The organism is Nonomuraea sp. H19 (assembly GCF_052068215.1).
Taxonomy (GTDB): domain Bacteria; phylum Actinomycetota; class Actinomycetes; order Streptosporangiales; family Streptosporangiaceae; genus Nonomuraea.
On record NZ_JBQHCV010000002.1, the window covers coordinates 461,792 to 485,797 of the forward strand.

25 protein-coding genes, 1 pseudogene and 1 riboswitch are annotated in these 24,006 nt (G+C 69.8%); of the genes and pseudogenes, 9 read left to right on the top strand and 17 right to left on the bottom strand.

The genetic code is table 11. From position 1 onward, the window contains the following. Positions 1-140: 140 nt before the first annotated feature. Positions 141-1,517 (bottom strand): MFS transporter, encoded by a 1,377-nt coding sequence (locus ACTMTI_RS05880; protein ID WP_441118599.1) that lies wholly within the window; start codon positions 1,515-1,517, stop codon positions 141-143. 77 nt (positions 1,518-1,594) lie between these two features. Here ACTMTI_RS05880 and ACTMTI_RS05885 point away from each other — a divergent pair, with 77 nt between their 5' ends. The 3 genes from ACTMTI_RS05885 (at position 1,595) to ACTMTI_RS05895 (ending at position 3,850) form a co-directional block, all read left to right on the top strand. Beyond that, entirely contained in the window at positions 1,595-2,029 is a 435-nt protein-coding gene (locus ACTMTI_RS05885) for a winged helix-turn-helix transcriptional regulator (protein ID WP_441118600.1), read from the top strand. After that, positions 2,026-2,349 carry a rhodanese-like domain-containing protein gene (locus tag ACTMTI_RS05890; protein WP_441118601.1) on the top strand — a complete coding sequence of 108 codons (324 nt, stop codon included), beginning with the start codon at positions 2,026-2,028 and terminating at the stop codon, positions 2,347-2,349. The genes ACTMTI_RS05885 and ACTMTI_RS05890 overlap by 4 nt, the downstream gene beginning before the upstream one ends. 59 nt (positions 2,350-2,408) lie before the next feature. After that, a riboswitch (TPP riboswitch) is annotated at positions 2,409-2,522 on the top strand. After that, complete coding sequence (locus ACTMTI_RS05895; RefSeq protein ID WP_441118602.1) at positions 2,513-3,850, top strand: purine-cytosine permease family protein; 1,338 nt, start codon at positions 2,513-2,515, stop codon at positions 3,848-3,850. Its footprint overlaps the riboswitch before it by 10 nt. Here the strand turns inward: ACTMTI_RS05895 and ACTMTI_RS05900 are convergent. Then, the gene (locus tag ACTMTI_RS05900; RefSeq protein WP_441118603.1) at positions 3,810-4,388 is read right to left on the bottom strand and encodes a methylated-DNA--[protein]-cysteine S-methyltransferase; all 579 of its coding nucleotides are present in this window, start codon (positions 4,386-4,388) and stop codon (positions 3,810-3,812) included. The two genes, ACTMTI_RS05895 and ACTMTI_RS05900, sit on opposite strands and share 41 nt — an antisense overlap. A gap of 97 nt (positions 4,389-4,485) precedes the next feature. Here ACTMTI_RS05900 and ACTMTI_RS05905 point away from each other — a divergent pair, with 97 nt between their 5' ends. Both ACTMTI_RS05905 and ACTMTI_RS05910 read left to right on the top strand, forming a co-directional pair. After that, a complete protein-coding gene (locus tag ACTMTI_RS05905; RefSeq protein WP_441118605.1) occupies positions 4,486-6,423 on the top strand; it encodes a PAS domain S-box protein in 1,938 nt (645 codons plus the stop codon). Between the two features lie 187 nt (positions 6,424-6,610). Beyond that, positions 6,611-7,045 carry an ATP-binding protein gene (locus ACTMTI_RS05910; protein WP_441118606.1) on the top strand — a complete coding sequence of 145 codons (435 nt, stop codon included), beginning with the start codon at positions 6,611-6,613 and terminating at the stop codon, positions 7,043-7,045. Here the strand turns inward: ACTMTI_RS05910 and ACTMTI_RS05915 are convergent. The 6 genes from ACTMTI_RS05915 to ACTMTI_RS05940 form a co-directional block, all read right to left on the bottom strand. Beyond that, positions 7,029-7,670, bottom strand: a complete 642-nt coding sequence (locus ACTMTI_RS05915; RefSeq protein ID WP_441118607.1) for a YidC/Oxa1 family membrane protein insertase — start codon at positions 7,668-7,670, stop codon at positions 7,029-7,031. The two genes, ACTMTI_RS05910 and ACTMTI_RS05915, sit on opposite strands and share 17 nt — an antisense overlap. Before the next feature lie 76 nt (positions 7,671-7,746). Then, positions 7,747-7,947: a DUF6412 domain-containing protein gene (locus ACTMTI_RS05920; RefSeq protein ID WP_441118609.1), complete on the bottom strand. Its 201-nt coding sequence runs from the start codon at positions 7,945-7,947 to the stop codon at positions 7,747-7,749. Beyond that, positions 7,944-8,114 carry a hypothetical protein gene (locus ACTMTI_RS05925; protein WP_441118611.1) on the bottom strand — a complete coding sequence of 57 codons (171 nt, stop codon included), beginning with the start codon at positions 8,112-8,114 and terminating at the stop codon, positions 7,944-7,946. The genes ACTMTI_RS05920 and ACTMTI_RS05925 overlap by 4 nt, the downstream gene beginning before the upstream one ends. 88 nt (positions 8,115-8,202) lie before the next feature. Beyond that, on the bottom strand, positions 8,203-9,123 hold the full coding sequence (gene pheA / locus ACTMTI_RS05930; RefSeq protein ID WP_441118612.1) for a prephenate dehydratase: 921 nt from the start codon (positions 9,121-9,123) through the stop codon (positions 8,203-8,205). A gap of 64 nt (positions 9,124-9,187) precedes the next feature. Further along, positions 9,188-9,610, bottom strand: coding sequence for a DUF4446 family protein (locus tag ACTMTI_RS05935; protein WP_441118613.1), 423 nt, complete (start codon positions 9,608-9,610; stop codon positions 9,188-9,190). A 22-nt stretch (positions 9,611-9,632) separates the two neighbouring features. Next, positions 9,633-10,838 carry a glycosyltransferase 87 family protein gene (locus tag ACTMTI_RS05940; RefSeq protein WP_441118615.1) on the bottom strand — a complete coding sequence of 402 codons (1,206 nt, stop codon included), beginning with the start codon at positions 10,836-10,838 and terminating at the stop codon, positions 9,633-9,635. 58 nt (positions 10,839-10,896) lie between these two features. On the opposite strand from ACTMTI_RS05940, the gene ACTMTI_RS05945 reads away from it, so the two are divergent. Next, a complete protein-coding gene (locus ACTMTI_RS05945) occupies positions 10,897-13,332 on the top strand; it encodes a hypothetical protein (RefSeq protein WP_441118616.1) in 2,436 nt (811 codons plus the stop codon). Between the two features lie 193 nt (positions 13,333-13,525). Here ACTMTI_RS05945 and mptB read toward each other — a convergent pair. The 3 genes and pseudogenes from mptB to ACTMTI_RS05960 all read right to left on the bottom strand — a co-directional run. Next, a pseudogene (gene mptB, locus ACTMTI_RS05950) lies at positions 13,526-14,608 on the bottom strand (polyprenol phosphomannose-dependent alpha 1,6 mannosyltransferase MptB); the annotation flags it as partial. A 160-nt stretch (positions 14,609-14,768) separates the two neighbouring features. Beyond that, a complete protein-coding gene (locus tag ACTMTI_RS05955) occupies positions 14,769-15,497 on the bottom strand; it encodes a glycosyltransferase (protein WP_441118618.1) in 729 nt (242 codons plus the stop codon). 133 nt (positions 15,498-15,630) lie between these two features. Further along, positions 15,631-15,978, bottom strand: coding sequence for an STAS domain-containing protein (locus ACTMTI_RS05960; protein WP_441118620.1), 348 nt, complete (start codon positions 15,976-15,978; stop codon positions 15,631-15,633). A 328-nt stretch (positions 15,979-16,306) separates the two neighbouring features. Here ACTMTI_RS05960 and ACTMTI_RS05965 point away from each other — a divergent pair, with 328 nt between their 5' ends. Continuing rightward, on the top strand, positions 16,307-16,615 hold the full coding sequence (locus ACTMTI_RS05965; RefSeq protein ID WP_441118622.1) for a hypothetical protein: 309 nt from the start codon (positions 16,307-16,309) through the stop codon (positions 16,613-16,615). Here ACTMTI_RS05965 and ACTMTI_RS05970 read toward each other — a convergent pair. After that, positions 16,605-17,714, bottom strand: coding sequence for a sensor histidine kinase (locus ACTMTI_RS05970; protein ID WP_441118623.1), 1,110 nt, complete (start codon positions 17,712-17,714; stop codon positions 16,605-16,607). The two genes, ACTMTI_RS05965 and ACTMTI_RS05970, sit on opposite strands and share 11 nt — an antisense overlap. After that, complete coding sequence (locus tag ACTMTI_RS05975; RefSeq protein ID WP_441118854.1) at positions 17,714-18,406, bottom strand: response regulator transcription factor; 693 nt, start codon at positions 18,404-18,406, stop codon at positions 17,714-17,716. The genes ACTMTI_RS05970 and ACTMTI_RS05975 overlap by 1 nt, the downstream gene beginning before the upstream one ends. Positions 18,407-18,543: 137 nt before the next feature. On the opposite strand from ACTMTI_RS05975, the gene serS reads away from it, so the two are divergent. Continuing rightward, positions 18,544-19,806 carry a serine--tRNA ligase gene (gene serS, locus ACTMTI_RS05980; protein ID WP_441118625.1) on the top strand — a complete coding sequence of 421 codons (1,263 nt, stop codon included), beginning with the start codon at positions 18,544-18,546 and terminating at the stop codon, positions 19,804-19,806. Here serS and ACTMTI_RS05985 read toward each other — a convergent pair. Further along, positions 19,790-21,106 carry a hypothetical protein gene (locus ACTMTI_RS05985; RefSeq protein ID WP_441118626.1) on the bottom strand — a complete coding sequence of 439 codons (1,317 nt, stop codon included), beginning with the start codon at positions 21,104-21,106 and terminating at the stop codon, positions 19,790-19,792. The genes serS and ACTMTI_RS05985 overlap by 17 nt on opposite strands. Positions 21,107-21,285: 179 nt before the next feature. Beyond that, positions 21,286-21,489, bottom strand: coding sequence for a cold-shock protein (locus ACTMTI_RS05990; RefSeq protein WP_043619750.1), 204 nt, complete (start codon positions 21,487-21,489; stop codon positions 21,286-21,288). 251 nt (positions 21,490-21,740) lie between these two features. On the opposite strand from ACTMTI_RS05990, the gene ACTMTI_RS05995 reads away from it, so the two are divergent. Next, positions 21,741-22,511 (top strand): HAD family hydrolase, encoded by a 771-nt coding sequence (locus ACTMTI_RS05995; RefSeq protein ID WP_441118627.1) that lies wholly within the window; start codon positions 21,741-21,743, stop codon positions 22,509-22,511. Here ACTMTI_RS05995 and ACTMTI_RS06000 read toward each other — a convergent pair. Together ACTMTI_RS06000 and ACTMTI_RS06005 are read right to left on the bottom strand one after the other, a co-directional pair. Continuing rightward, the gene (locus tag ACTMTI_RS06000) at positions 22,508-23,023 is read right to left on the bottom strand and encodes a bacterial proteasome activator family protein (RefSeq protein WP_441118629.1); all 516 of its coding nucleotides are present in this window, start codon (positions 23,021-23,023) and stop codon (positions 22,508-22,510) included. The genes ACTMTI_RS05995 and ACTMTI_RS06000 overlap by 4 nt on opposite strands. A gap of 5 nt (positions 23,024-23,028) precedes the next feature. Further along, a complete protein-coding gene (locus tag ACTMTI_RS06005) occupies positions 23,029-23,985 on the bottom strand; it encodes an NAD(P)H-quinone oxidoreductase (protein ID WP_441118630.1) in 957 nt (318 codons plus the stop codon). Between the last annotated feature and the right edge of the window lie 21 nt (positions 23,986-24,006).

The window sequence follows — 24,006 nt, forward strand, 5'->3', positions numbered from 1 at the left end:
CGAACCACGGCACCAGGCCGAGCATGCGCTCCGTCACGGCGCCCGGCCCGTTGGCCTTCACGACCGGCCATGACAGACGGTCACTGGCTGCGGCGCGTGCGGTGACCCCGGCAGCGCCGTAACGGAATTCACGTTGAGAGTCACACCTTGACCGGGACGCGGGCCCGGCCGCGGAGGCCGGTCGCCGCAATGGCGGTTGCGAGCAGCGTGGTCGCCAGGGGGACCGTCAGGGCCGTGTGGAGGGCTGTCAGGCCTGTCCCCGTGCTCAGAGCGGCCACGTTGACCGCGGTGACCAGCGACAGTCCCAGAGCCGCGCCGAACTGGAACGAGGAGTTGATGAGGCCGCCCGCCAGGCCCTGCTCGTGCTCGGCGATGCCGTCCGTGGCCACGATCGTCAGCGGACCGTACACGAAGGCGAACATCAGGCCGATCAGCAGCATCGAGGGCAGCATGGCCGCGTACGTCCAGTCCAGGCCGACGCCGCGGAACAGCGCGAAGGCCAGCAGGCCCGACACCAAGCCGGTGAAAATGACCCTGGCGTTGCCGTAGCGGTTGACCAGCCACGGGGTGAGCGTCGGCGCGAGGACCACGTCGGCGGCGGCCGCCAGCAGGGCCAGGCCCGTCTGGATGGCGGACCAGCCACGCAGCTCCTGCAGGTAGAGCGTGACCAGGAACTGGAAGCCGAAGAACGAGGCCGTGAGCAGGGCGGCCATCAGGTTGGCCCGGACCAGCGGACCCGACCGGAGTATGCCCAGGCGGACCAGGGGGTTCGGGGAGCGGCGCTCGACCGCCACGAAGGCCGCCAGCAGCGCCAGGCCGCCGGCGAAGACCGCCGCGGTCAGCGGCACGCCGTCGGCGGGGTGCTCCAGCCGCACCACGCCGTAGACCAGCAGGATCATCGCGCCCGTGATGAGGATCCCGCCCGCCACGTCGAAACCCGCGACTGCGGGGCGCCGCGTGGCGGGCTCCTTGAGCAAGGGGATCGCGGCGAGCAGGATCGCCAGCGACAGCAGGACCGGTGCGAAGAAGACCCAGCGCCAGCCGAGCGCGGTCAGCAGCCCGCCGATCACCAGGCCGAGCGCGAAGCCGCCGGCGGCCGTCCCCGCGTAGACCAGCAGGGCCTGGTTGCGCTGCCTTCCCTCGGGGAACGTGGTGGTGATCAAGGAAAAGCCGGCCGGGGTCATGAAGGCGGCGGCGACCCCCGTGACGAACCTGGCGACCAAAAGGATCCAGCCCTCCGTCGCGAAGCCGCCGAGCCCCGAGAAGAGCAGGAACACCCCCAGCCAGAGCAGGAACATGCGGCGGCGGCCCAGCAGGTCGGCCGCGCGCCCGCCGAGCAGCATGAAGCCGCCGTAGCCGAGCACGTACGCGCTCACGACGCCGCTCAGCATGCCCGTGGACAGGCCCAGGTCGGCACGGATGGACGGGAGGGCGACGTTCAGCATGGCCACGTCGATGCCCTCGAGAAAGATGGCACCGCACAACACGGCAAGTACACCCCAGGAACGGGCAGGCATGACAAATCCCCCGGTTACGTATAGGCATGTCGGTTCTCTCTTGTAACCGTCCACATCTTGGGCCAGCATGAAATGTCATGGAAGACGGCACTTTGAAGTCACTTAGTTACTGCGAGAGCACCGTGGACGACGACTACGACGTGCGGCAGTGGGACACGCGGGAGGACTGCGAGGTCCGCCAGATACTCGACCGCATCGCCGACAAGTGGTCCCTGCTGGTCATCGCGCTGCTCGACTGCCAGAGCCTGCGCTTCACGCAGCTGCGCCGCGAGATCGACGGCGTCAGCCAGCGCATGCTCACCGTGACCCTGCGTCAGCTCGAACGAGACGGCCTGGTCTCCCGTACGGTCCACCCCGTCGTGCCGCCCAGGGTCGACTACGCGCTGACGCCGCTCGGCCGTACCCTGCACCAGACCATCAAGACGCTGGTCACCTGGACCGAGGAGCACCAGGAGGAGGTCGCGGCGGCGCGTGCCGCGTACGACGCGCGACGCGAGATGATGGAGACATGACCGTACGTGAGATCGATGCCAGTGCCGTTCCCGACGATGCCTACCTGCTCGACGTCCGGGAGCAGGACGAATGGCTGGCGGGGCACGCTCCGGAAGCCGTGCACATCCCCATGACCCAGATCCAGGAGCGGGTGAGCGAGGTGCCCGCGGACCGGACGGTTTATGTCGTCTGCCGGGTGGGCGGACGGTCGCTTCAGGTGGCGGCCTGGCTCGGCCGGCTCGGGCATGACGCGGTCAACGTCGGCGGCGGCATGCAGTCGTGGGAGGCCGCGCGCCGCCCCATGATCAGCGAGACCGGGCAGGAGCCGTTCGTCGCCTGACTGTGATTCGCCCACTATGGCGATTCGGCGGCCATTGAGGCATCATAAGGGCGCAAACTTCAGATCGTCGCGGGAGCTCGGGGTGCCGGGCTGAGAGGGCAGCTACTCATCCGCTGCCGACCGCCTGAACCTGTCCGGGTAATGCCGGCGTAGGGAGTGTGCGATGACGCATGTCGCCGACGAAGTTCCGCTGACCCTGGAGGGCGCGCCGCCGAAGACGCTGGGCGTCCTCGACCAGGGCGCGCTCTGGGCGAACCTCGGCGTCAGCCTCCTGGGCTTCTCCGGAGCCCTCTACCTGCTCAACCCCCTCGGCAACGCGCCGCTCAGCCTGGTCGCCGCGCTCACCGCCACCGTGGTCGGAAGCCTGATCGGCACGTCCATGGTGGGCCTGTCCGCCATCCCCGGCACCCAGACGGGGCAGCCCTCGATGGTGCTGTTGCGCGGGCTGTTCGGGGCCAAGACGTCCTACGTGCCCACGGTGCTGAACATCGTGCAGATGCTCGGCTGGGGCGCCTTCGAGCTGTGGGTGATCGCCCAGGCCGCCACGGCGATCTTCGGAGGCGTGCCGTACCAGGTGTGGGTGATCCTGGCGGGCGTGGTCACCACGGCGCTCACGATCTGGCCACTGGGCTCGGTACGCCTGCTGCGGCGGTACGTCACCATCGGGGTGATCGTGTCGATGGTCTGGTTCACGTGGTTCTTCGTGTCCGAGGCTCCCGCGCACACGGGCGGAAGCTGGACCGCCTTCCCCGCCGCCGTGGACTACGTGATCGCGCTGTCGGTGTCGTGGGTGCCGATGGCCGCCGACTTCGCCCGGCACTCCAGGTCGAGCCGGGCCGCCTTCACCGGCGTGGTCGGCGGCTACACGCTGGCCCAGGTGGCCTGCCTGGGGCTGGGCGTGTACGCGGTCGCCATCGTGGGGGCGGCCGGGGTGGAGGCCGACCCGACGTCGGTGTTCAGCCCGTTCGTCGCGGTGCCGCTGGGCGCGCTGTTCTTCGCCATCCTGGTGCTGCGCGAGACCGATCAGTCCTTCGCCAACGTCTACTCCACCACCGTGTCGCTGCAGAACCTGATGCCGCGCGTGGACCGGCGCGTCTTCTCCACCGCCATCGGCGTGCTCACTGTCGCGATCGCCCTGGTCGTGGACGTCACCTCGTACGGCGCGTTCCTCGGCGTGATCGGGGCGGTGTTCGTGCCGATGTTCGCGGTGCTCGCCGTGGACTACTTCGTCTTCGCCCGCTCCGACCGCTGGAACACCGACGAGAACGCGCCCTCGCGCTGGTCGATGCTGGTGCCGTGGGCGCTGGGCTTCATGGCCTACTGGCTGACGACCTCGACGCTGACCGTTCCCTGGTGGGACGAGTTCTGGGTGGGCGCCCGCAAGGCCATCGGCTTCACCCGGGAGCCGTGGATGAACGGCGCGCTCGGCGGGGCCTTGGTGGCCGCGCTGGTCACGCTGCTCATCGGCCTGCTGCTGCGGCGGCTCGCCGTTCGACGTTGAGCAGGTGCTGCTTGGCGGCCGCGCCTCCGGCGTAGTCGCCCAGCTCGCCTTCCGCGCGAACCACCCGGTGGCACGGCACGACCACGCAGACGGGGTTGGAGGCCAGCGCGTTGCCGATCGCCCGCAGCGCGCGCGGCCTGCCGATGCTCGCGCCGATCTCCTCCAGCGTCGTGGTCGTGCCGTAGGGGACCGCCATCGTCTTCTGCAGCACCGTACGGGCGAAAGGCGTGGCCAGCGTCAGGTTGACCGGCGTGGCGAACGTGCGCAGCCGGCCGGAGAAGTAGGCGTCCAGCTCCCTGCGCACCGGGTCGAGCCGGCGCGGATCCGGCCCGATGAACGTGCCCACATGCCTGCTGACCAGCGCGAAGACATCGTTTTCCGGCTCGAAGCTGCACGCGACGATGCCCTTGCCGGTCACGGCCAGCACCAGCCGGCCCACGGCGCCGTCGTAGGTGCCGAACGCGATGTCCGGCGGTGTCTCACCTCGATAGGTGCTGGAGGTCACGCGCAGCAGGGCATCCAGATCGCCGCTCGTCATGCCTCCACCCTTCCCCGGCTCCCGAGAAATCGCCGTGACCGCAGCGTATCGGACGGATCGCCCGACGCACCCACGCTGCCACGTGCACTATGGAGGAGTGGGGGACGAATGGGCCGGTAGTGACGACGAGATCGCTCGCGCGGTGCTCGCCAGCTCACCCAACGCCGTGGTGGCGCTCGACAGGGACCAGAGCGTGCTGGTCTGGAACGACGCCGCCGAGCGGCTCTTCGGCTGGTCGGCGGAGGAGCTGCTGGGGCGCCGGGCGCCGATCGTGCCGTCGGAGCTGACGGCCGAGCACAACGCCGTGCTCGAACGCGTGCGCACCGGCGGCCAGGTGTCCTTGCGTACCAAGCGCCTGCATCGCGACGGAAGCGTGCTCGACGTGCGGGTCGACATCAGCGGGCTGCGCCTGGGCAGCGCCGTGGCCGGCTACGTCTGCGTGCACCACCTGGCCAGGACCGACGAGGTGGCGAAAAACCGCATGGTGCGCCGGGCCAGGCTGGTGCGCAGGCTCACCGATGTGGTCGGCGACATCAACTCCGACCTGGAGCTGTCGGCCGTGCTGGACCGGATCTCGGCCAGCCTCACGGAGCTGACCGGGGCGGACGCGGGCGGGTTCGTACTGATCGAGGGGGATCGGCTGCGGCTGGTCAGCACGTACCAGCTGCCGGACGCCATCAGGGGCACCACCACCGACCTGCGCACGAGCCTGGTGGATCGGCTCTTACGCACCGGCAAGACGGTGCTGCTCGAGTCGAGTGGCCTGGACGACCTGGTGTGGGCGCGCCTTGAGGGGCTGCACACGATCGCGCTGGGTCTCGCCGCCGTGGGCGGGCGGCCGTACGGGGCTCTCTACGCGTTGTTCGCCCGGCGCACGCCCGGACATCTCGAATTGGAGTTACTGGAGCTGCTGGCCGGGCACGCGGGCATCGCCGTCGGCAACGCGGTGGCCTATCAGGAGGCGGTACGCCAGCGGGCGCACGAGCGGGCCGTGTTCGACGCCAGCGCCGACGGAATCGCCGTGCTGGACGAGTCCGGGCGCGTCGTGCGATGGAACCCGGCCGCCGCCGAGCTCACCGCGTTCCCCGCCGAGGCCGTCGTCGGCGGACCGCCGCCCTTCCCGCTGCCCAGGCCGGGGGAGAAGCTCACGTTCCAGATGGAGAGCGGGCGGTGGCTGGACGTGGTGAGCGCGCAGATCGAGGAGACCGGCGAGGTCGTCATCGACTTCCGCGACGTGACCACGGCCAAGGAACTGGAGGAGGCCAAAGACCTGTTCCTGGCCACGACCAGCCACGAGCTGCGCACGCCGATCACGATCGTCCGGGGGTTCGCCAGCACGCTGGACTTGCGCTGGGACAAGATGAGCGATCTCGAGCGGCGCTCGGCCGTGCACACGATCGCCGAGCGGGCCAGGTCGCTCGGGCAGCTCATGGACCACCTGCTGCTCGGCGCCAGGGCGGGAGCGGACGAGCTCAAGGTGCGGATCGAGGCGTTCGACCTGGCCGAGCGGATCCACGCGGCCACGCTGGGGCTGCCCGTGCTGTCGGACAAGCATCGGGTCGAGGTGATCATCCCCGACGGGCTGCCGCACGTGCTGGGCGACGCGCTGGCCACGGACATTGTGCTGGGGCAGCTGCTGGAGAACGCGTTCAAGTACTCGCCGAAGGGCGGGCTGATCAGTGTCGAGGCCTGGCCGGAGGACGGCAACGTGGTCGCGGTCGTCGACGACGAGGGGATCGGCATCGCCCCTCCCGACCGCGAGCGAATCTTTGAGAGGTTCGTCCAGGTGGACAGCGGCGACCGGAGAAGGTTTGGTGGAGTAGGGCTCGGTCTTTACATCGTCCGCAGCCTCGCCAGGGCACAGGGAGGCGACGTGAGCGCTCATCCGCGACCCGGCGGTGGCACCAGAATGCGTCTCGTTTTGCGAGGCAGTGCCGCCGCCGGCACCGAGGGGCGACAGGATCGAAGCGACCGGAGCGACGAGGAATGGCGGCGGATCCAGGCCACCGAGGCGTCTCGCGAAGTGAGGCCATGAACACGCCCGGCTATCCCTATCGGATCCGACACACCGTTGCAGTAACGGCGTGGTCACGCTTGCGCTGATCTATCGTCCAATGTGTACAAGCTGTGATCGAGATGCGGTTTCTGGGACCGAGTAACGGGGCATTTCGGTCGTACCGGGGAGTGTTCCCGCGGGGGGCACAGGGAACGGGGAGGTGGGTGTGTCAAGCGTGGTGCTGCTGCCGTACGCGCCGTCCAGCGTCGCCGTTGCCCGCCAGCGTCTGAGCACTGACCTGCAGGACAGCGGGGTCTTCTCCACCGCGATCGATGACGCCGTGCTCGTGGTGAGCGAGTTGCTGAGCAATGCGCTGCGGCACGCGCACCCCCTGCCGTCCGGGATGGTAAGGGTCGCCTGGCTTCGTAGTGACGATCACATAGAGGTGGCGGTCAGCGACGGGGGCGCGGCCACCGAGCCACGCGCCGGCCGCCCGACCCTGTCCTCACTCGGGGGCCGGGGGCTCGGGATCGTGGAATACGTGGCCGAGAGCTGGGGCGTGCGCCACGACGGGGACACCACAACAGTCTGGGCCATCCTGCCCGCTCCCAACGGATCGATGAACGGGCAGGTCACAGCGGCCCTCAAAGAGGCCGGGTAGCCAGCACGGCACGCTCGCCGGTCGCCCAGGCCGTGGACACGAGCAGATAGAGCCCGGCCGCCAGCGGAAGCACGAGCACGGCCAGCACCGAGCCGTACGGCATCAGCCGCATGATCTTCTTCATCAGCTCGGGCTGCTCCTCGACCACCTTGATCTGCCTGGTAGACAGCCATGCCACCGCAATGACCAGCGCGATGACCACAACAAAGACCAAAACCTGTGGACTGGCCAGACCGTAATTGGCAATAACCCCGGCCACCTGCTGACCCAGCGGCGCGCCGAAAAGGTCATGCCCGGCCAGCGCGGTCGGATGCGTGGCCACCCGGTACATCAGCCACATGAACGGCAACTGCGCCAGCGCCGGCAGGATTCCGGCGAACGGCGAGCTGCCTTCCTTGGCGTAGAGCGCGGAGGTCTCCCTGGCCAGCCGCTCGGGATTGCGGGCGAAGCGTTTGCGGAGCTCCAGCAGCTTGGGCGCGAGCCGCTCCCGGATCTTCGCGGTGCGTGCCTGACGTACGTTGAGCGGCAGCAGCAGCAGCCGCACGGCCACCGTGAACAGCACTATCGCGAGCGCCGCACTGCCCCCGGACATGCTGATGACGAACGTGACAAGAGAATCGATCATGAGCCCTTCAAACGATGACGAGATGGATCAGGGCTCACGACATGCCGAGCCCCGCTGGATCAATAGCGGGGTGTGGCTAAGGGGCGCGTGGACGCGGGCGTCCGGCCGCGTCGGGGTCGCGCTGGCGCAGAAACGCCGTACGGCGCGCGTAAGACAGCGGAAAGCCCGGCGGCTCCCCACTGAGGGCGGGCAGCAACGTGGCCGCCCACACGGCCAGCAGCAGGATCGCCATCATGGTGATCCCGACCAGCCACGGGTCGATCAGGAACAGCGTCAATGCGACCGGGACTTGCCCAGCACGGTGACCGCGATGAAGACGAGCAGCGCGACCACACCGATGACCAGGGCGATCTTGAGCAACCCTGCCAGCAACGGCAGCAGGAAGTTGAAGACCACGAAGAGACCCAGCAAGGTCCCCATGACGAGCATCACGACTCTACCCATGGAGCCACCGTACGTCCTCGGAGCATGATCCGCGAGGTTTATGACCCTAGACCTTCCCAAAGGGAAGCTCTCGCCGCCGGTGAGGGCGTCAGACCTGGCCGGCGCGGATGCGGGCGAGCCATTCGCCGGCCTCGCCGAACTCCGCGTCCGACGTGCCGCGCTTGATCTGCGGCGCGATGCCGTCGGCCCGCGGGTAGCTGCCGAGGAAGCGGACCTCGCCGCAGATGCGGTGCAGCCCGGCGATGGCCTCACCGACCCGGGCGTCGGCGACGTGCCCCTCGAAGTCGAAGTGGAAGAAGTAGCGCCCGATGCCGTCACCGGTCGGCCGCGACTCGATGCGGGTCAGGTTGACCCCGCGCACCGAGAACTCCGTCAGCATCTCCAGCAGGGCGCCCGGGTGGTCGTCGGCCAGGAAGACGACCAGCGTGGTGCGGTCGGAGCCGGTCGGCTCCGGCAGCGGACGCGGACGGCTCACCTTGACGAACCTGGTCACGGTGTCGGACCTGTCACCGATGTCGGTCGCCAGCTCGACCAGCCCATAGTGCTCGCCGGCGATGCGGGCGGCGATGGCTGCGTCGTAGGGGGAGCCCGGCAGCGAGACCTCGTGGGCCGCGGCCGCCGTCGAGGGCGCGGCCACCACGACGGCGTCGGGCAGCTCACGGGCGATGAAGGCGCGGCACTGGGTGATGGCCGCCGGATGCGTGTAGACCCGCTTGATGTGCGGGATCTCGGTGCCGGGCCGGGCCAGCAGGGAGAACTGCACGGGCAGCAGCAGCTCGGCGGTGATCAGCAACGGCTCGCCCCAGGCGAACTCGTCGAGCGTCGTGGTGATCGCACCCTCGACGGAGTTTTCCAGCGGGACGACGGCACCGTCGGCCTCGCCTGCGCGGGCGGCGTTGAGCGCGGCGCTGACCGTGGCGCAGGGCAGCCGCTCGGCGGTGGGGTCAAGGAGCCGCAGGGCCTCTTCGGTGAAGGTCCCCTCGGGTCCGAGATAGGCGAGTCGGGGCATGCATCAAGAGTAACCGCAGGCTGGCGGGCCTGCGGCCGTTCCGCCGAGCGCGTGGCGCGGGCCTTCAGAGCGAATCGGAGACCCGGCACGAAACCTGCGGCCCGAGCCCCAGCCTGGCCGCACGCACCGCCTCTTCCTCCTCGGGCGACAGCGGCTGCTGATGGCCCTTCCCGCCCACCACAGGACGAACGTAGGTCCGCGTCTCGCTCCGGCCGTTGATCGAGGTCAGAACGATGCCGTCACCCAACCCGTTGATCATCGCCACCGAGAACGACAGCCGCCCGGTCATCTCGGAGAGCGCGTCGTACCGGCAGACGGCCACGTCCCTGATGGCTCTGAGATCACCCATGCCCTCGCTGCTCTGCCTGGCCAGCATCCGCCGGCAGTCCTCCACCGTGGCTCTGGCCTGCCGGAGCGCCAGGTAACCGATCAGTACGCCACTGACCCCGGCCACGACGCCCACGATCAACCATGTGGTAATGAGCACGTCACAGAGGGTAACGTCTCGGTCAGGCGATCTCCCGCCGTTTCGGCAACCAGGACACCAACAACCACACCAGAGCCAAGGCGCCCAGTCCGAACCCGTTCTGGACGATCTTCCCGAGCACCAGGCTCACCCCAGGGATGTCCGCGGCCTTCAGCGAAACCCCCCACCACGGGACCGGCACCACGTAGTACAGCCACACGCCAGCCGCCACCCACAGCCTGACCCGGTCACGCCCGTCTCCGGCGATCGCGCCGAGCACCACGACCACCCAGGCCAGGTGGTGGATCCAGGCCACCGGCGACAGCAGCACGGCCATCAGCCCGACGAGCGCGACGGCGGTGACCGGGTCCTTCGCTTTGTACGCGTCGCGGGCGCCGCGAAAGCCGTACCAGCCGACCGCGGCCACGATCGCGAGCCACAGCACGGACGTCAGCCCGTCCGGCCAATAGAGGCGGAGGAGCATGCCGCGGATCGACTGGTTGGTGGTGGCCTCGTTCGCGCCCAGCCGGGTCGGGTCGAGCAGCGCCGAGAACCAGAAGTCCGCCGCGTCCTGCGGAATCACCGCGAACGGCAGCAACGTGAGCACCGCCGCCACGAACGCCGCCATGAAGAACGTCCGCCACTGCCGGGTGACCAGCAGATAGATCAGGAAGACGCCGGGCGTCAGCTTCACCGCCGTGGCCAGCCCGATCAGGAACCCCCTCGGCCACCACGGCCGCCGCGCCACGCAGTCGGCCAGGCACAACGCGACCAGCATGATGTCGACCTGCCCGAACCGCACCTGGTCCCTGATCGGCATCAGGTAGGTGCAGGCCACCATGAGCAGCGCGAACGCCCACGGCACGTACTTCCGCAGAGACTCACCGCTCAGCACCTGCCTGAACGAGAACCCCACGGTCACGGCCAACGTGACGAAGATCCCGGCGGTCCACACCCATTGGGCCGTCTCCCAGGACATCTTGGCGAGCACCACGGCCAGCATCGCCGCGATGGGCGGGTACGTGAACGGCAGCAGCTGCGGCGCGGGCGTGAAGTAGTCGTAGACCGGCCGCCCTTCGAGGAGCACCTGCCCGCCGGTACGGTAAACGTCCAGGTCGACCAGCCGTTGATCGTCCGGGTTGGTGAGCCATGTCAGCACCAACGGCGACACCGCAGCCGCGACCACGAGCGCCACGACCGCCCACGCCCACCACTGCCGCCGGATCACCCGCACCTCGCCACTTGTCATGATGCGGCACGTTACCGTGGCTTGTGTTGATCGAGGGGCAGACGCTGGGGGTCCGGACATGCCAAACGACGCCATGCCAGGCCCGTACAACGGCTGGTACGGGTCGCGTCGCGACGCGCTTGCGCAGGCGCGTCGCGTTCGGCATGCGCGGGCGCGCCGGCCCTTTGGCCGCGCGGCCCGGCCTGCCTTCGCCACGGCACTCCTGCTCGCCCTGTCCATCGCAGCACTCCTCGCCCCGGCGACCGCGCACGCGGCCCAGGCAGAGGTGCTGCGGGAGCACACCGCCGTGGCCGGGGTGGCGCCAAATCATGTAGCCCAGGCAGGCACGGCGCAGGAGGACGCAGCCCGCGCGGGGGCGGCGCAAGGGCAGGCAGCCCGAGGGCGGGTGGCGATTGTCGGGGTGCCGGGGCTCGAATGGAGCGACCTCGACCAGGCGCGAACCCCCAACCTGTGGAGCCTCGTCAGCCGGGGCGCCTCCGCATCCCTCTCGACCCGCGCCGTACCGCCCCCGGACCGCGGCATCACCTGCCCCACCGCCGGCTGGATGACCGTTTCCGCAGGCCAGCGAGCCGGTACGGCAGGCAGCGGCTGCCCCGCGCCCGCCGCTCCCGATCCCGTGGGAGCCGGCGCCGCAATCCCGAACTGGCCGGCCCTGGCCGCATACCAGTCCGAGACCGGTTACGCGGCGCAGCTCGGCACCTTGGGCCAGTTGGTGACCGACGGCGGGGGCCGGGTCGCCGCCGTCGGCCCGGGCGCCGCGATTGGCGCGGCCGACAAGTCCGGCAAAATCGCTAAATACGCCGCCACCGCTGACGCCCTTGGCGACCCGACCCCGTACAACCTGATCGTCCTCGAAGTCGCCGACCTCGTGAACGCCTGGACCCAGCAGCCGGTCGACGAGTACGGCGTCCCCACCCCGCTGCCGGCCGTGGCCCGGCAGGCCGCCGTGGCCCGGGCGGACCAGCAGATCGGCGCTCTGGCCGGCAAGCTGCCACCCGACACGACCATCCTGCTGGCCGGTGTCTCCGACGTGACCACGAACGCCCATCTCCACGTGGCGATCGCGACCGGCCGGCCGTTCCCGCACGGCTACCTCACCGCCACCTCCACCCGCCAGGACGCCCTGGTCACGATCACCGACCTCACCGCCACCGCCATCCAGCTCCTGGGCCTGCAGGCCCCCCGCGAGGTCGTCGGCCGCCCCTGGCAAGCCGGCGGTCCCGCACCCGCCACGGCGGCCGAGACGGTGACGGAGCTGGCGGACGGCGATCTGGCCAGCCAGGTCCTCCGCGAGGTCCGCGGGCCGTTCTTCACCGTCCTGGTGACGGTCCAGCTCCTCTTCTACGCCTGGGCCGCCCTCGCCCTCCGCCGCCGCCGTTCCACGAACCCCCCACGCGCCGATCTGGCGAGCAGCTCCAAGCTGCTGAGAGCCGTCCAGGTCGTCGCCGTCGTCAGCGGGGCCATCGCCGTCTCCACGTTCCTGGCCCAGCTGGTGCCCTGGTGGACGCTGCCCGTGCCGATGCTCTCGGTGATCGTGACGATCCTCGCCATCGCCGGCCTGATCACCGGAGTCGCGTTCGCCGGTCCTTGGCGGGCTCACGTGCTGGGCCCGCTCACCGCCGTCGCGGCGATCACCTCGCTCGCTCTCCTCATCGACGTCATGACCGGCTCCACCCTGCAGGTGAACGCCGTAACCGGCTATGAGCCCGTGACCGGCGGACGGTTCTACGGCTTCAGCAACATCGCGTTCGCCGTGTACGCCACGGGCACCGTCCTCGGGCTGGCCGGAGCGGCGCAGTGGCTGCTCGGCAGGGGCGTGTCCAGGCGCGTGGTCGTAGCGGTATGTGCTCTGTACGGGGGATTCGCGGTCTTCGCGGACGGGTGGCCGGCGTGGGGCGCGGACTTCGGCGGCGTGCCGGCGTTCGTGATCGGGCTGGCCGTGTTCCTCATCCTGCTCTCCGGCAAGCGCGTGTCGGTGCTGAGGCTCCTGCTCGTCGGCCTGGCGGGAGCGGTGCTGGTCAGCGCGCTGGCCGTGTTCGACTGGCTGCGTCCCGAGGCCCAGCGGACCCACCTGGGCGCCTTCGTGCAGCAGGTGATCGACGGTCAGGCGTGGACCGTCGTCGGCCGCAAGTTCAGTGCCATGATCGGCGTGACCGTGGGCAACTGGTCGCTGACCCTCCTCTCGCTGGTCGCGCTGGCCTTCCTCTTCCTGGTGCTGGCCCGTCCTTCGCGCTGGGGCGCGGCGGCGCTCGGTCAGGCCTACACTCTGGCCCCCACGCTCCGGGCAGGCCTGTTCGGCGCGCTGACATGCGCTTTCGTCGGCTTCCTCATCAACGACTCGGGCATCGCCATCCCGGCTATGGCACTGACGGTCGCCGTCCCGCTGACGCTGGCGGCGTGCGTTCGCGCCCTGCAGCTCGCCACGCCCACACCACCAGAGCAACGGTCAGGGCAAGGAGCACCCAGGCCATCTGAGGCCGGACCACGGTCCTGAGCCAGTCAAGGTCCCCGGGCTGATCCTCGACCCGGGCAGGCAGGTAGGCGAGGGACAGGGCCAGCAGATGGACGACCACGAACCCGTCCACCGCCGAGGCGGCCACGAGCGCCAGCATGCCGAACGCCAGCCCGTCGTACCAGGGCAGGACGTATGGTGTCGCGAACACGTACGCCACCGCCAGCCCCGCCGCCACGACCGGCGCCTCCATCCCGCCCGTGCTGTGCGTGCGTGCGGCCAGGCGGAGCAGCGACCATGCGACCAGCGCGAGCACCAGAAGAGAGCCGACCTGGATCTCGCCCCGATAGGCGCTGCCGGTGCCCACGACGGACTGGAGCCAGCCCTGGACGAGCTTCCAGAACGAGGCATGCGAGATCGCCTTGCTGGTGCGCGTCACCGGCGCGATGGCCTCCGGCCCGGCGATGGCGTACCCGGCGATCACCAGCGCGAGCGCGCACGCCGCCATGAGCGCCAGGCGGGCGGGGCGGCGGCGCAGCTCCCAGGCCGGGCCCAGGGCCACGAGTCCGGCATTGAGCTTGATCGCCACCCCCAGCCCGAGCAGGGCTCCCGCGCCCACGGGGCGGCTCCTGGCCAGGAGCGCGGCCACCATGCAGGCGATGGCGAGGGTGTCCACATGCAGGCCGGCGACCAGGTGGTAGAGCAGGAGCGGGTTGGCCGTCCACAGCAGCGCCGCCCGCCCGCGTCTGACCGGGTCGTGCCGGGTGAAACGGTCGATGAGGAGGCCGGTCGCGATGAAGGCGGCGGCGTTGAACAGCGCCAGCACGAAGATCGTCAGCCGTAGCGAGTCGCCGCCGATCCAGCTCGCCACCGCCTGCAACGCCGTCGCCACGGGGCCGTACACGCTCGGCTCCTCACGCCACGGCTCCTCGACCGCGCCCGCGATGGGGTCGCCCGCCAGGTCGACGGCCCCATGTGTGTACGGGCTGAGGCCGAGGGTCACCGTGCGGCCGTACGCGGCGTAGTTGAGATGGTCGCCGGAGCCAGAGGGAGGCAGGAACGCGAGGATCCCGGCCGCCATGCAGCCGATCGTGACGAGAGTCCGGGCGTCGGCCGCCGTGCGCAAGGCGGCCAGGAGGCCGAGGCCGCCGAGGACGATCGCCGCCGCGGCGAGGACGATCACCAGGTGCGGGTCGGGGTGGACGTCGAGAGAGTACGGCGGGTGCCAGGCGGGTCCGCTCAGCGCGGGGACCATGGGCGACGGGCCCAGCAGTCCGATGGTGATCGTCAGCAGGATCGAGGCACCGATCGCCCCCATGGCCACGCTCGCGAGCCGGCCCCGTGCCTTGTCGTGCCGAGTCTCCGAAGTCACCCGCAAATTCCAGCACACCCGCCCGATGCCTTCGGCCCGCGCCCACAGCCCGGCTGCACATTTCCGGCAGAGCCGATCATGCGAAGTGACGAGGCCAGGGATGCGGTCAGCGTTTGGGGCGGACTTTGCCGAGGTTTTGGGTGACGAGGGGGTCCCGCGTGGCCAGCGCGCGCGCCACGTCCCGGAGCTGGATCGCGCGGTGGAGCTGCGCGCGCCAATCCGTTCCCGTGGCGCGGTGCGCCATTTCCACCTCGACCTGCGCGATCCGGTATCGCTTGCGCAGCAGGTCGATCGTCAGCGCGGTCTCCACGCCGAACCCGTGCGCCAGCGGCCGGGCCGCCTCGAAGGCGGCTCTGGTGAGGCAGCGCTGGCCGTTGAGCGGCTGGGCGAGCTCGTAGCCGGTCGCTCGCCGGATGCCTTCCTTGGACAGGCGCACCACCAGGCCGTGGCCGCCCAGCTTCACCCTGGTCGCGAACACGGCGATCGTCATGTCGGCCTCGCCCGCGCGTATCGGCTCGATGAGCGGCGCCGCGGCGGCGGCCGTCGCGCCAAGGTCGGCGTCGAGGAAGAGCAGGTGACGCGGGGCGGCGTCCTCGTCGAGCAGGCGCACGGCCTCCGCTCCGGTCTCCATCGCGGCGGCCTTGCCCCGGTTGCGGCTGTGCCGCACCACGCGGGCGCCCGCCGCGCGGGCCGCCCGCCCGGTCTGGTCCCTGGAGCCGTCGTCCACGACCACGACGAGGCCCACGCCGGGCAGGGCCGCGGCCGCCTTGACGGTGGCCGCGATGCGGTCGGCTTCGTTGACGGCCGGGATGATGACCGCCGTGTCACCGGTCACTGATCGTCACTCCATCGCACAGACAACGCCTCCACCCGAGTCCCCGGCCGACGCGGCTCCCTCTGGGCACGTTAGCAGCGCGGCGGTCCGACGCGACCCCGCACCTGTCATGCCGTCGAAGCCGAGGGCTCAGTCAGGATCCCTCGGTTATGAGGAACTCCCGCGGCACCTCCTCATGCACGGTGAACACCGAGTCCAGCCCGGTGACCTGCAGGATCTTGCGTACGGCCGGACGCGGCGCGGCCACCTCGAGGGCCCCGCCCCGCTCCTTCATCCGTTTGAGCGCTGACAACAGCACATTCATCCCCGTGGAGTCGCAGAAATCCACGGCGGACATGTCGATGACCACCCGGCTCGGCCCGTCCTGCAGCAGCCGAGTGAACTCGGATTGCAGGTGGGGCGCCGTGTAGAGGTCGATTTCTCCGGTGACGGAAACGAGTGCGCACCCGGCATGTGATCGGGTCGAGACCTTGAGCTCCACATGGGCAGGCTAGCGGGGCGGAGGCTTCCGGTCACGTTGTCACGCCGATAGGGCAACCACAGGTTTTTGTCCTCCGTTTGGGCTCCATGGAAACGGAGAGTACGCGAAGCTTGACAGCGTGATACCGGAACCGTCACCGCGAGATCCCGAAGTAGGGGCTGGGGCACGACTCACGGGCCCCGCGTCGATGAACGCCGAGAAACCTGAAGATCCTCAGCGCCAAGGGCTCCGCGAGCGCCTGGAGACCATCCTCATCCGCACAGAGAAGGCGACGTCATGGCATGAAGAAGCCGGGCGACTCCGTGTCCTGGTCAACCACGAAGGCTACGTGCCCATCCGGACCCGGCTGGCGACCGAGGACCTCGATTTCCTCGCCGGCGCCCGTACGGACCTGCTCAGGTTCGCCGAGCTCGGGCTCCGGCTGCTCGACCTCCACCAGCCGCGGGACGCGGGCGGCATCACCAGCGACACCGCCCACCCGATACTGCGGTGCCGGAGCTGCATGTGGCGCTGGCCCTGCCCGACCTTCCGGGCGATGTCGGAGTCGTTCGGCACGCGGCCGGAGGCCGACCGGATCGCAACAGCCGGCCCGGAGGAGGAGCCGCCGGCCGTGAGGGGATCGGCCGTCAGCCGCTGACCAGGGGAAGCCGGATCTCGAACCGGCATCCCGGCCCGTCGTTGACCACCTCGATCACTCCGTGGTGCGCCTCTACGATGCCCTGCGCGATGGCCAGCCCGAGCCCGGCGCCACCGTCAGCGGTAGGAGTGCGAGCCGCCTCCCCCCGGAAAGCCACGTCGAACACCCGGGTCAGATCCTCCTCGGGGATCCCTCCGCAACAGTCCGTGACCGACAGGCACGCCATCCCCTCGTCCACTCCGGCCCGCAGCACCACGGTCCGGTCCGAGGGCGTGTGCCGGATGGCGTTGACCACGAGGTTTCCCAGAGCCCGCCCCAACGCCCCCGCGTCGGCCTCCACCGGTACGGTCGCCGCCGCCTCGGCCGTGAGCACCACGCCTTTGGCTCTTGCGAGCGGCTCGGCGCCGGCGAGAGTGTCGGCGACGAGGTCGGCCAGCCCGATCCTGGCCCGCGAGAGCCGCAGCGCACCCGCGTGGATGCGCGACAGCTCGAACAGGTCGTTGACCATCGACGACAGCCGCTCCACCTCCAGCTTGATCTGCCTGTGGTAGCGCGCGGTCGTCCCGGGATCGGACACGACCCCGTCTTCCAGCGCCTCGGCCATGGCGCGCATCCCGGCCAGCGGGGTGCGCAGGTCGTGGCTCACCCAGGCGACGAGCTCGCGCCGCGCCCCTTCAAGTGCCCGCTCCCGCGCGTACGCCTCCTCCAGCGTGTTGGCGATCGTCTGCAGCTCGGCGGGCAGTCCCTGGGGGGCGACGAACGGCAGCTCGCCCACGGCCGCCACGAGCCGCCTGCTCTCCCGCACCACCCGCTTGGCCAGTACGAACGCCACCCCCAGCCCCACGAGCCCGCCGACGGCCACCACGCTGAGCACGAAGTCCTTGACCGGTCCCTCGATGATCATCTTCATGGTGATCGCCACCACGCCGGCCAGCGTGGCCGCCACGGCGACCACCACGACCACGGCCATCATCACCCCGATGGACCTGGTGCGCAGCCGCCACATCAGCCAGATGCCCGCGAGCGCCACCAGCAGCCCGAGCCCCGCGGCGACGGCCACGACGACCGGCAGCTGCTCGGCGGACACGGCCGGCGACATCAGGAACCGCCTTCCAAAGGCTCGTACCGGTATCCGACCCCCCACACCGTGACGATCCTGCGTGGCGCGGTCGGATCGGGCTCGATCTTCTCCCGCAGTCGCCTGACGTGCACGGTGACGGTGGACGAGTCGCCGAACGACCATCCCCAGACCTGGTTCAGCAGCGCCGAGCGGCTGAACGCCTGGCGCGGGTTGCGCATGAGGTAGGCCAGCAGGTCGAACTCCCGGGCGGTCAGCATCACCTCGGCCCCACGCAGCCGCGCCTCATGGGCGCCCACGTCCACTACCAGATCCCCGTCACGCAGCACCCCGGTGCCGCCGGTGACGGAGGCGCCGCGGGCCCGCCGCAGCACCGACTGCACGCGCAGCGCCAGCTCGCGCGGGCTGAACGGCTTGGTCACGTAGTCGTCGGCGCCCGTCTCCAGGCCGACGACCCGGTCGATCTCCTCGCCGAGCGCGGTCAGCATGATCACCGGCACCGGCCAGCGCTCCCTGAGCTTCCTGCACACCTGCAGGCCGTCGAGCTTGGGCAGCATCAGGTCGAGCACCATGAGGTCCGGCGGCTGCGCCAGCGCCCTGCGCAGCGCCTCCGCGCCGTCGCCCACGCACTCGACGTCGTGCCCGTCGCGCTCCAGATAGCGGGCCACGACCTCGGACACGGTCGGATCGTCCTCGACCACCAGGATGCGCATGTTCACGACTCAACGGTACGGCTCCGCGCTCTCGAAGCGGCGCGGATGTCATCGCTTCGTAAGCGGTCCGCGGCGCGGGCACTCGCGTGAGGCAAACCAAGGGGCGGGTCGCCGTCCCGCGAAGGTAGCCTTTCCTTGTGATTGACCTGCGTACCCTTCGTGAGGATCCCGACCGGCTACGGGCGTCGCAGCGTGCCCGCGGTGAGAACGACTCTGTCGTCGACACGCTGCTCGACCTCGACGAGCGCCGCCGATCCGCGCTGACCTCGTTCGAGACTCTGCGCGCGGAGCAGAAGAGCATGGGCAAGTCGGTCTCCAAGGCGCAGGGCGAGGAGAAGGCCGCGCTGCTGCAGCGGGCCAAGGACCTCGCGAGCCAGGTCAAGGCCGCCGAGGCCGAGGCGGAGAAGCTCGGGGCCGAGCTCGACGGCCTCCTGCAGTCGGTGCCCAACCTCGTCGAGGAGGGCGCGCCGCCCGGCGGCGAGGACGACTACGTGGTGCTGGAGACCCACGGTGAGCCGAGGGTGTTCGACTTCGAGCCCAAGGACCATCTGGAGCTCGGCGAGGCGCTCGACGCCATCGACATGGAGCGGGGCGCCAAGGTGTCCGGCGCGCGGTTCTTCTTCCTCAAGGGCGTCGGGGCGCGCCTGCAGCTGGGCCTGCTCAACATGGCCATGCAGCAGGCGATCGAGGCCGGGTTCACGCCGATGATCACGCCGGTGCTGGTCAAACCGGAGACCATGCAGGGCACCGGCTTCCACGTGGCCCACGACAAGGAGATCTACCGGCTCCCCGAGGACGACCTCTACCTGGTCGGCACGTCGGAGGTGTCGCTGGCCGGCTATCATGCCCAGGAGATCGTCGACGGCGCCGCGCTGCCGCTGCGCTACGCGGGCTGGTCGTCGTGCTTCCGCCGCGAGGCCGGCTCGTATGGCAAGGACACCCGGGGCATCATCCGCGTCCACCAGTTCGACAAGGTGGAGATGTTCTCCTATGTGCGCCCGGAGGACGCGCACGAGGAGCACCAGCGCCTGCTCGCCTGGGAGAAGGACATGATGGCCAAGATCGAGGTCCCTTACCGGATCATCGACACGGCCGCGGGCGACCTCGGCATGTCGGCCGCCCGCAAGTTCGACTGCGAGGCGTGGATCCCCACCCAGGGCCGCTACCGCGAGCTGACCTCGACCTCCAACTGCACCGAGTTCCAGGCCCGCAGGCTCGCCGCCCGCTTCCGCGACAAGGACGGCAAGCCGCGCCACCTGGCCACGCTCAACGGCACGCTGGCCACCACCCGCTGGATCGTGGCGATCCTGGAGAACCACCAGCAGGCCGACGGCTCCGTGATGGTCCCCAAGGCGCTACGGCCATACGTGGGCCTCGACGTGCTCACTCCGGCCAAGTAGGGGGCGTCCGGGAGCTCGCGCGGCGGGCGTCGCTCCTGACGAGGGCGACGCTCCCCAGCAGCACCAGGGCGGTCAGCAGCACGGCCAGCACGACGGCGACCCAGTAAGGTCCGGGCGTGCCGGCGGCCCAGCCGTGGAAGGGCGTGGAGACGCTCATGTAGACCAGTGGCGCGGCCAGCACCCCGACGGCCACGGGTGCGGGCCGCGCCCGCCCGGCGATCAGCAGCGCGAAGCACACCACGATGCCTGTCAGGATCGTGCACACGCCGACGAGCCTTACCCAGGCCTCCAAGTCGCCTGGAAGGCGGAGCTGATCCGAGTTGCTCAGGGCGAAGAAACTGAGGCAGGCGGCCGCCGCGAAGCCCAGGTAGACGCCGTGATGCCGGCGCAGCCCGGCCCCGGCGGCCCCGAACAGCGTGCACCCGGCCAGGAAGATCGCCACAAAGATCTCGGGAGACAGGTCCACCGGGTTGTTCTCGGTGCCGTCCGGCCAGCCCACCCGCCGCCACGTACCCGCCACGTCGCGGACCAGGATGCCGTCCAGGCCGTTCGCGACGACCACGACATGACCATCGGGCCGGGCCTGCACACCGAGGGCCATCGAGCGCAGCCTGGACGCGTCGTCGTACCGCCTGGTGAGGCGCTTGAGGTCGTCCCCGGACGGTGACCACGACGGACGCCAGGTGGTGCCGGCGTCGTCGGACTGCTCCACGGCCATCCGGCCGGGCACCAACCGGTAGCAGCGCGTCGCCTGATAGGGCACGCACCCGGCGGGCGGCCGGAGTTCGTCCTGCTGATCGCCGCTGTCCGACCAGGTGAGCCCGCCGTCCTCGGAGGACCAGGCGGTCCCGTAATCGGTGGATACGGTGATCCGGCCGTCCTTCACGTGGACGGAGTCGGCCGCGGGCGGTCCGGCGGAGGAGGACGTGGCGGTGACCGCCAGCACGGCCATCGGCATCGTCACGATGATCCGCCACCGTGCGGAGGAAGGGGCCGTGAGGCTGCGGCGGCGTACCCACCAGGCCAGGGCGAGCGCCGGAAGGGCGAGGAGGTCCGTAGGATCGGCCAGGACGCGCGATGGGCCCGCCACGAGGGTCCAGGCATGGGAGGCGAGCTCAGCGCCCGCCTCCGTGGTCTTCACGAGCGCGAACGCCACCCCGGTCAGCACCGTGGCGGCCAGGTCGGCCCGGCGCCAGAAGAGCAGCGCCAGCAGGGCCGGCGCCACGACCAGGCCGGCCACGTCGCTGAGCTTGCCCGTGAGGAGCCCGGGCCAGGCCTGTTTGAGCAGGTGGTCGTTCACCAAGAGCACGATTACCCCGGCAACGGTCACGGGGTGGCATAACCACGCGTACCTCATATAGAGGTCGATGGAGGAGGACGCCGGGTGGTTCAGCGGTTGTCCCACCCGTGACCAACCCGACACACGCAAAAGACCGAGGCCCGCTGGAAGCGAACCCCGGTCTGTCTAGCTGTTACAGGTCAGATGGCTCGGACCTGAGAGGCCTGCGGCCCCTTCTGGCCCTGCGTGATCTCGAACTCGACCCGCTGGCCGTCTTCAAGGCTGCGGTAGCCGTTGCCGACGATCTCGGAGAAGTGCACGAACACGTCCGGCGCACCGCCGTCCGGGGCGATGAAGCCGAAGCCCTTCTCGGCGTTGAACCACTTGACGGTTCCCTGAGCCATAAAAGCTCTCCCTCAGGATGTGAATCTATGGGACCCACACCTCGTGGGTCCCGGTGTGTCGTACAGCAAGCACCCCGGGGTGGCTCAGACAAAGTCATGCTGGTTTTCACTACGGGATCAGCTAATACAACGCTTCCACATCTAACACCATTCTGGCGCGTTGGTGTTCCCGTCCCTAGGAAGATTTCTGTCAGGCGGCATCACCGGGCAAACTGGAACCTGTTATGCAGAGCCTTCCCGCACCGCGTCTAGTGGCCACCGACCTCGACGGCACCGCGTTGCGCACGGACGGAACCGTGTCTCCGCGCACGGTCGCCGCCTTCGGCAGAGTCGAGGAATCGGGGTCTACGCTGGTGTTCGTCACAGGGAGGCCGCCGCGGTGGATGGGTGGGGTCGCCAATGCGGTACGTCACCACGGGATCGCCATCTGTGCGAACGGAGCGCTGATCTACGATCTGCATACCGAACGGATAGTTGAATCTCACCTCATCACCGTCGACGTACTCGAGGAAGTCGTCGCTCAGCTACGAGCGAACGTGTCCGAACTCGTATTTTCGGTCGAGTATGAAGTGGGTTTTGCACATGAGTCCGATTTCCTGCTCGGTGGCCTGGATCGTAAGGGCGCCGGAGCGGTGTGTGTCGACTCGGTGACATCGCGTCCATGCGCCAAACTGCTGGCCCTGCACCCGCACATGGGCGCCGACGAACTTCACGCCACTGTCCACGAGCTGGTCGGCCATCTGGTGACCGCCACGCACTCCAGCGGGAGGGGCCTGATCGAGATGAGCGCCCAGGGCGTGACGAAGGCGACCGCCCTGGCGGCGCTCGCGGGGCAGCACGAGATCAAGCGGTCGCAGGCCATCGCGTTCGGTGACATGCCGAACGACCTGCCCATGCTGAGCTGGGCAGGCACGTCGTACGCGGTCGCGAACGCGCACCCCGACGTGCTGGCGGCGGTCGACCACATCACCGCGGCCAACAACGACGACGGCGTCGCGCAGGTATTGGAGAAGCTGTTTTAGAGGTAAGGGCCCGAGCCGTGCGGTCGCGGCTGCTGGTCATCGCCCTGCGGCACACCGGGCAACGCTCTGCGCATCTGCTCCAACTGGGCACGGGCGGCCATCTGCTGCGCGAACAGCGTGGTCTGGATGCCGTGGAACAACCCCTCCAGCCAGCCGACGAGCTGGGCGTGCGCGATGCGAAGCTCGGCGTCGCTCGGCGGCGCGCCGTTCTCCTCGGTGAACGGAAGAGACAGCCGCTCCAGCTCGTCCACCAGCTCCGGCGCCAGGCCGTCCTCCAGCTCCTTGATGGAGGACTGGTGGATCTCCTTCAACCGCTTGCGGCTGGCCTCGTCGAGCGGGGCCGCGCGGACCTCCTCGAGAAGCTGCCTGATCATGCTGCCGATGCGCATCACCTTGGCGGGCTGCTCGACCAGGTTGGTGACCGAGCGGTCGTCTTCGCCGTTATCGCCCTGACTTTGGAAGTCGGGGCCCACCACCACGATGTGGGGGGTGTTGTTGTCCTCAGCATTCATAACACTCACCGTACTAGCAGGATCTTGCCGACGTGCTCGCCCGAATCCAACATACGGTGTGCCTCGGCCGCTTCCGCCATGGGAATCTCGGCGTACACCACGGGACGCACGGCACCGGCGCCGACCAGCGGCCAGACGTTGTCCACGACGCTCCGGACGATGACGCCCTTCTCGTCGACCGGCCGCGCGCGCAACGTGGTGCCGTGCACGGACGCTCGCTTGGCGAGCAGGGCGCCGAGATCGAGCTCGGCCTTGCGGCCGCCCTGCAGGCCGATGACCACCAGCCGGCCGCCGGTGCGGAGTGCCCGTACGTTCCCCGCGAGGTATTTGGCGCCCATGATGTCGAGGATGACGTCGGCCTTGACCTTCTCGGCGAAGTCCCCCTCGCGGTAGTTGACGACCTCGTCGGCGCCCAGTTGCCGGACACGCTCGGCCTTGTCCGCCGAGCCGACGGTGGCGACCACGTGCGAGCCGAGCGCCTTGGCCAGCTGCACCGCGAACGTCCCGATTCCGCTGGCCCCGCCGTGCACCAGCAGCGTCTCGCCCCTGCGCAGCCGCCCGACCATGAACACGTTGGACCAGACCGTGCACGCCGCCTCGGGCAGCGCGGCCGCCACCGGCAACGGCACGCCGTCCGGCACCGGCATCACCTGTTGCCAGGGGACCGCTACGCGCTCGGCGTAACCGCCGCCGGCCAGCAGCGCGCACACCTCGTCCCCGACCTTGAACTGCTCGACGTCCGCGCCCACTTCGGCGACCACGCCGGAGACCTCCAGCCCCGGGTACGGAGGCGCGCCGGGCGGCGGGTCGTAGAATCCGTTGCGTTGATGGACGTCGGCGCGGTTGACCGCCGAGGCGGCCACGTCGATGAGCACGTCTCCGCGCTCGAGACGCGGCTCGGGCACCTCGCGCCACTCCAGCACCTCGGGCCCGCCGGGCTCGATGATCTCAATGGCTCGCATGCGAACCACGGTAGCCGGGCA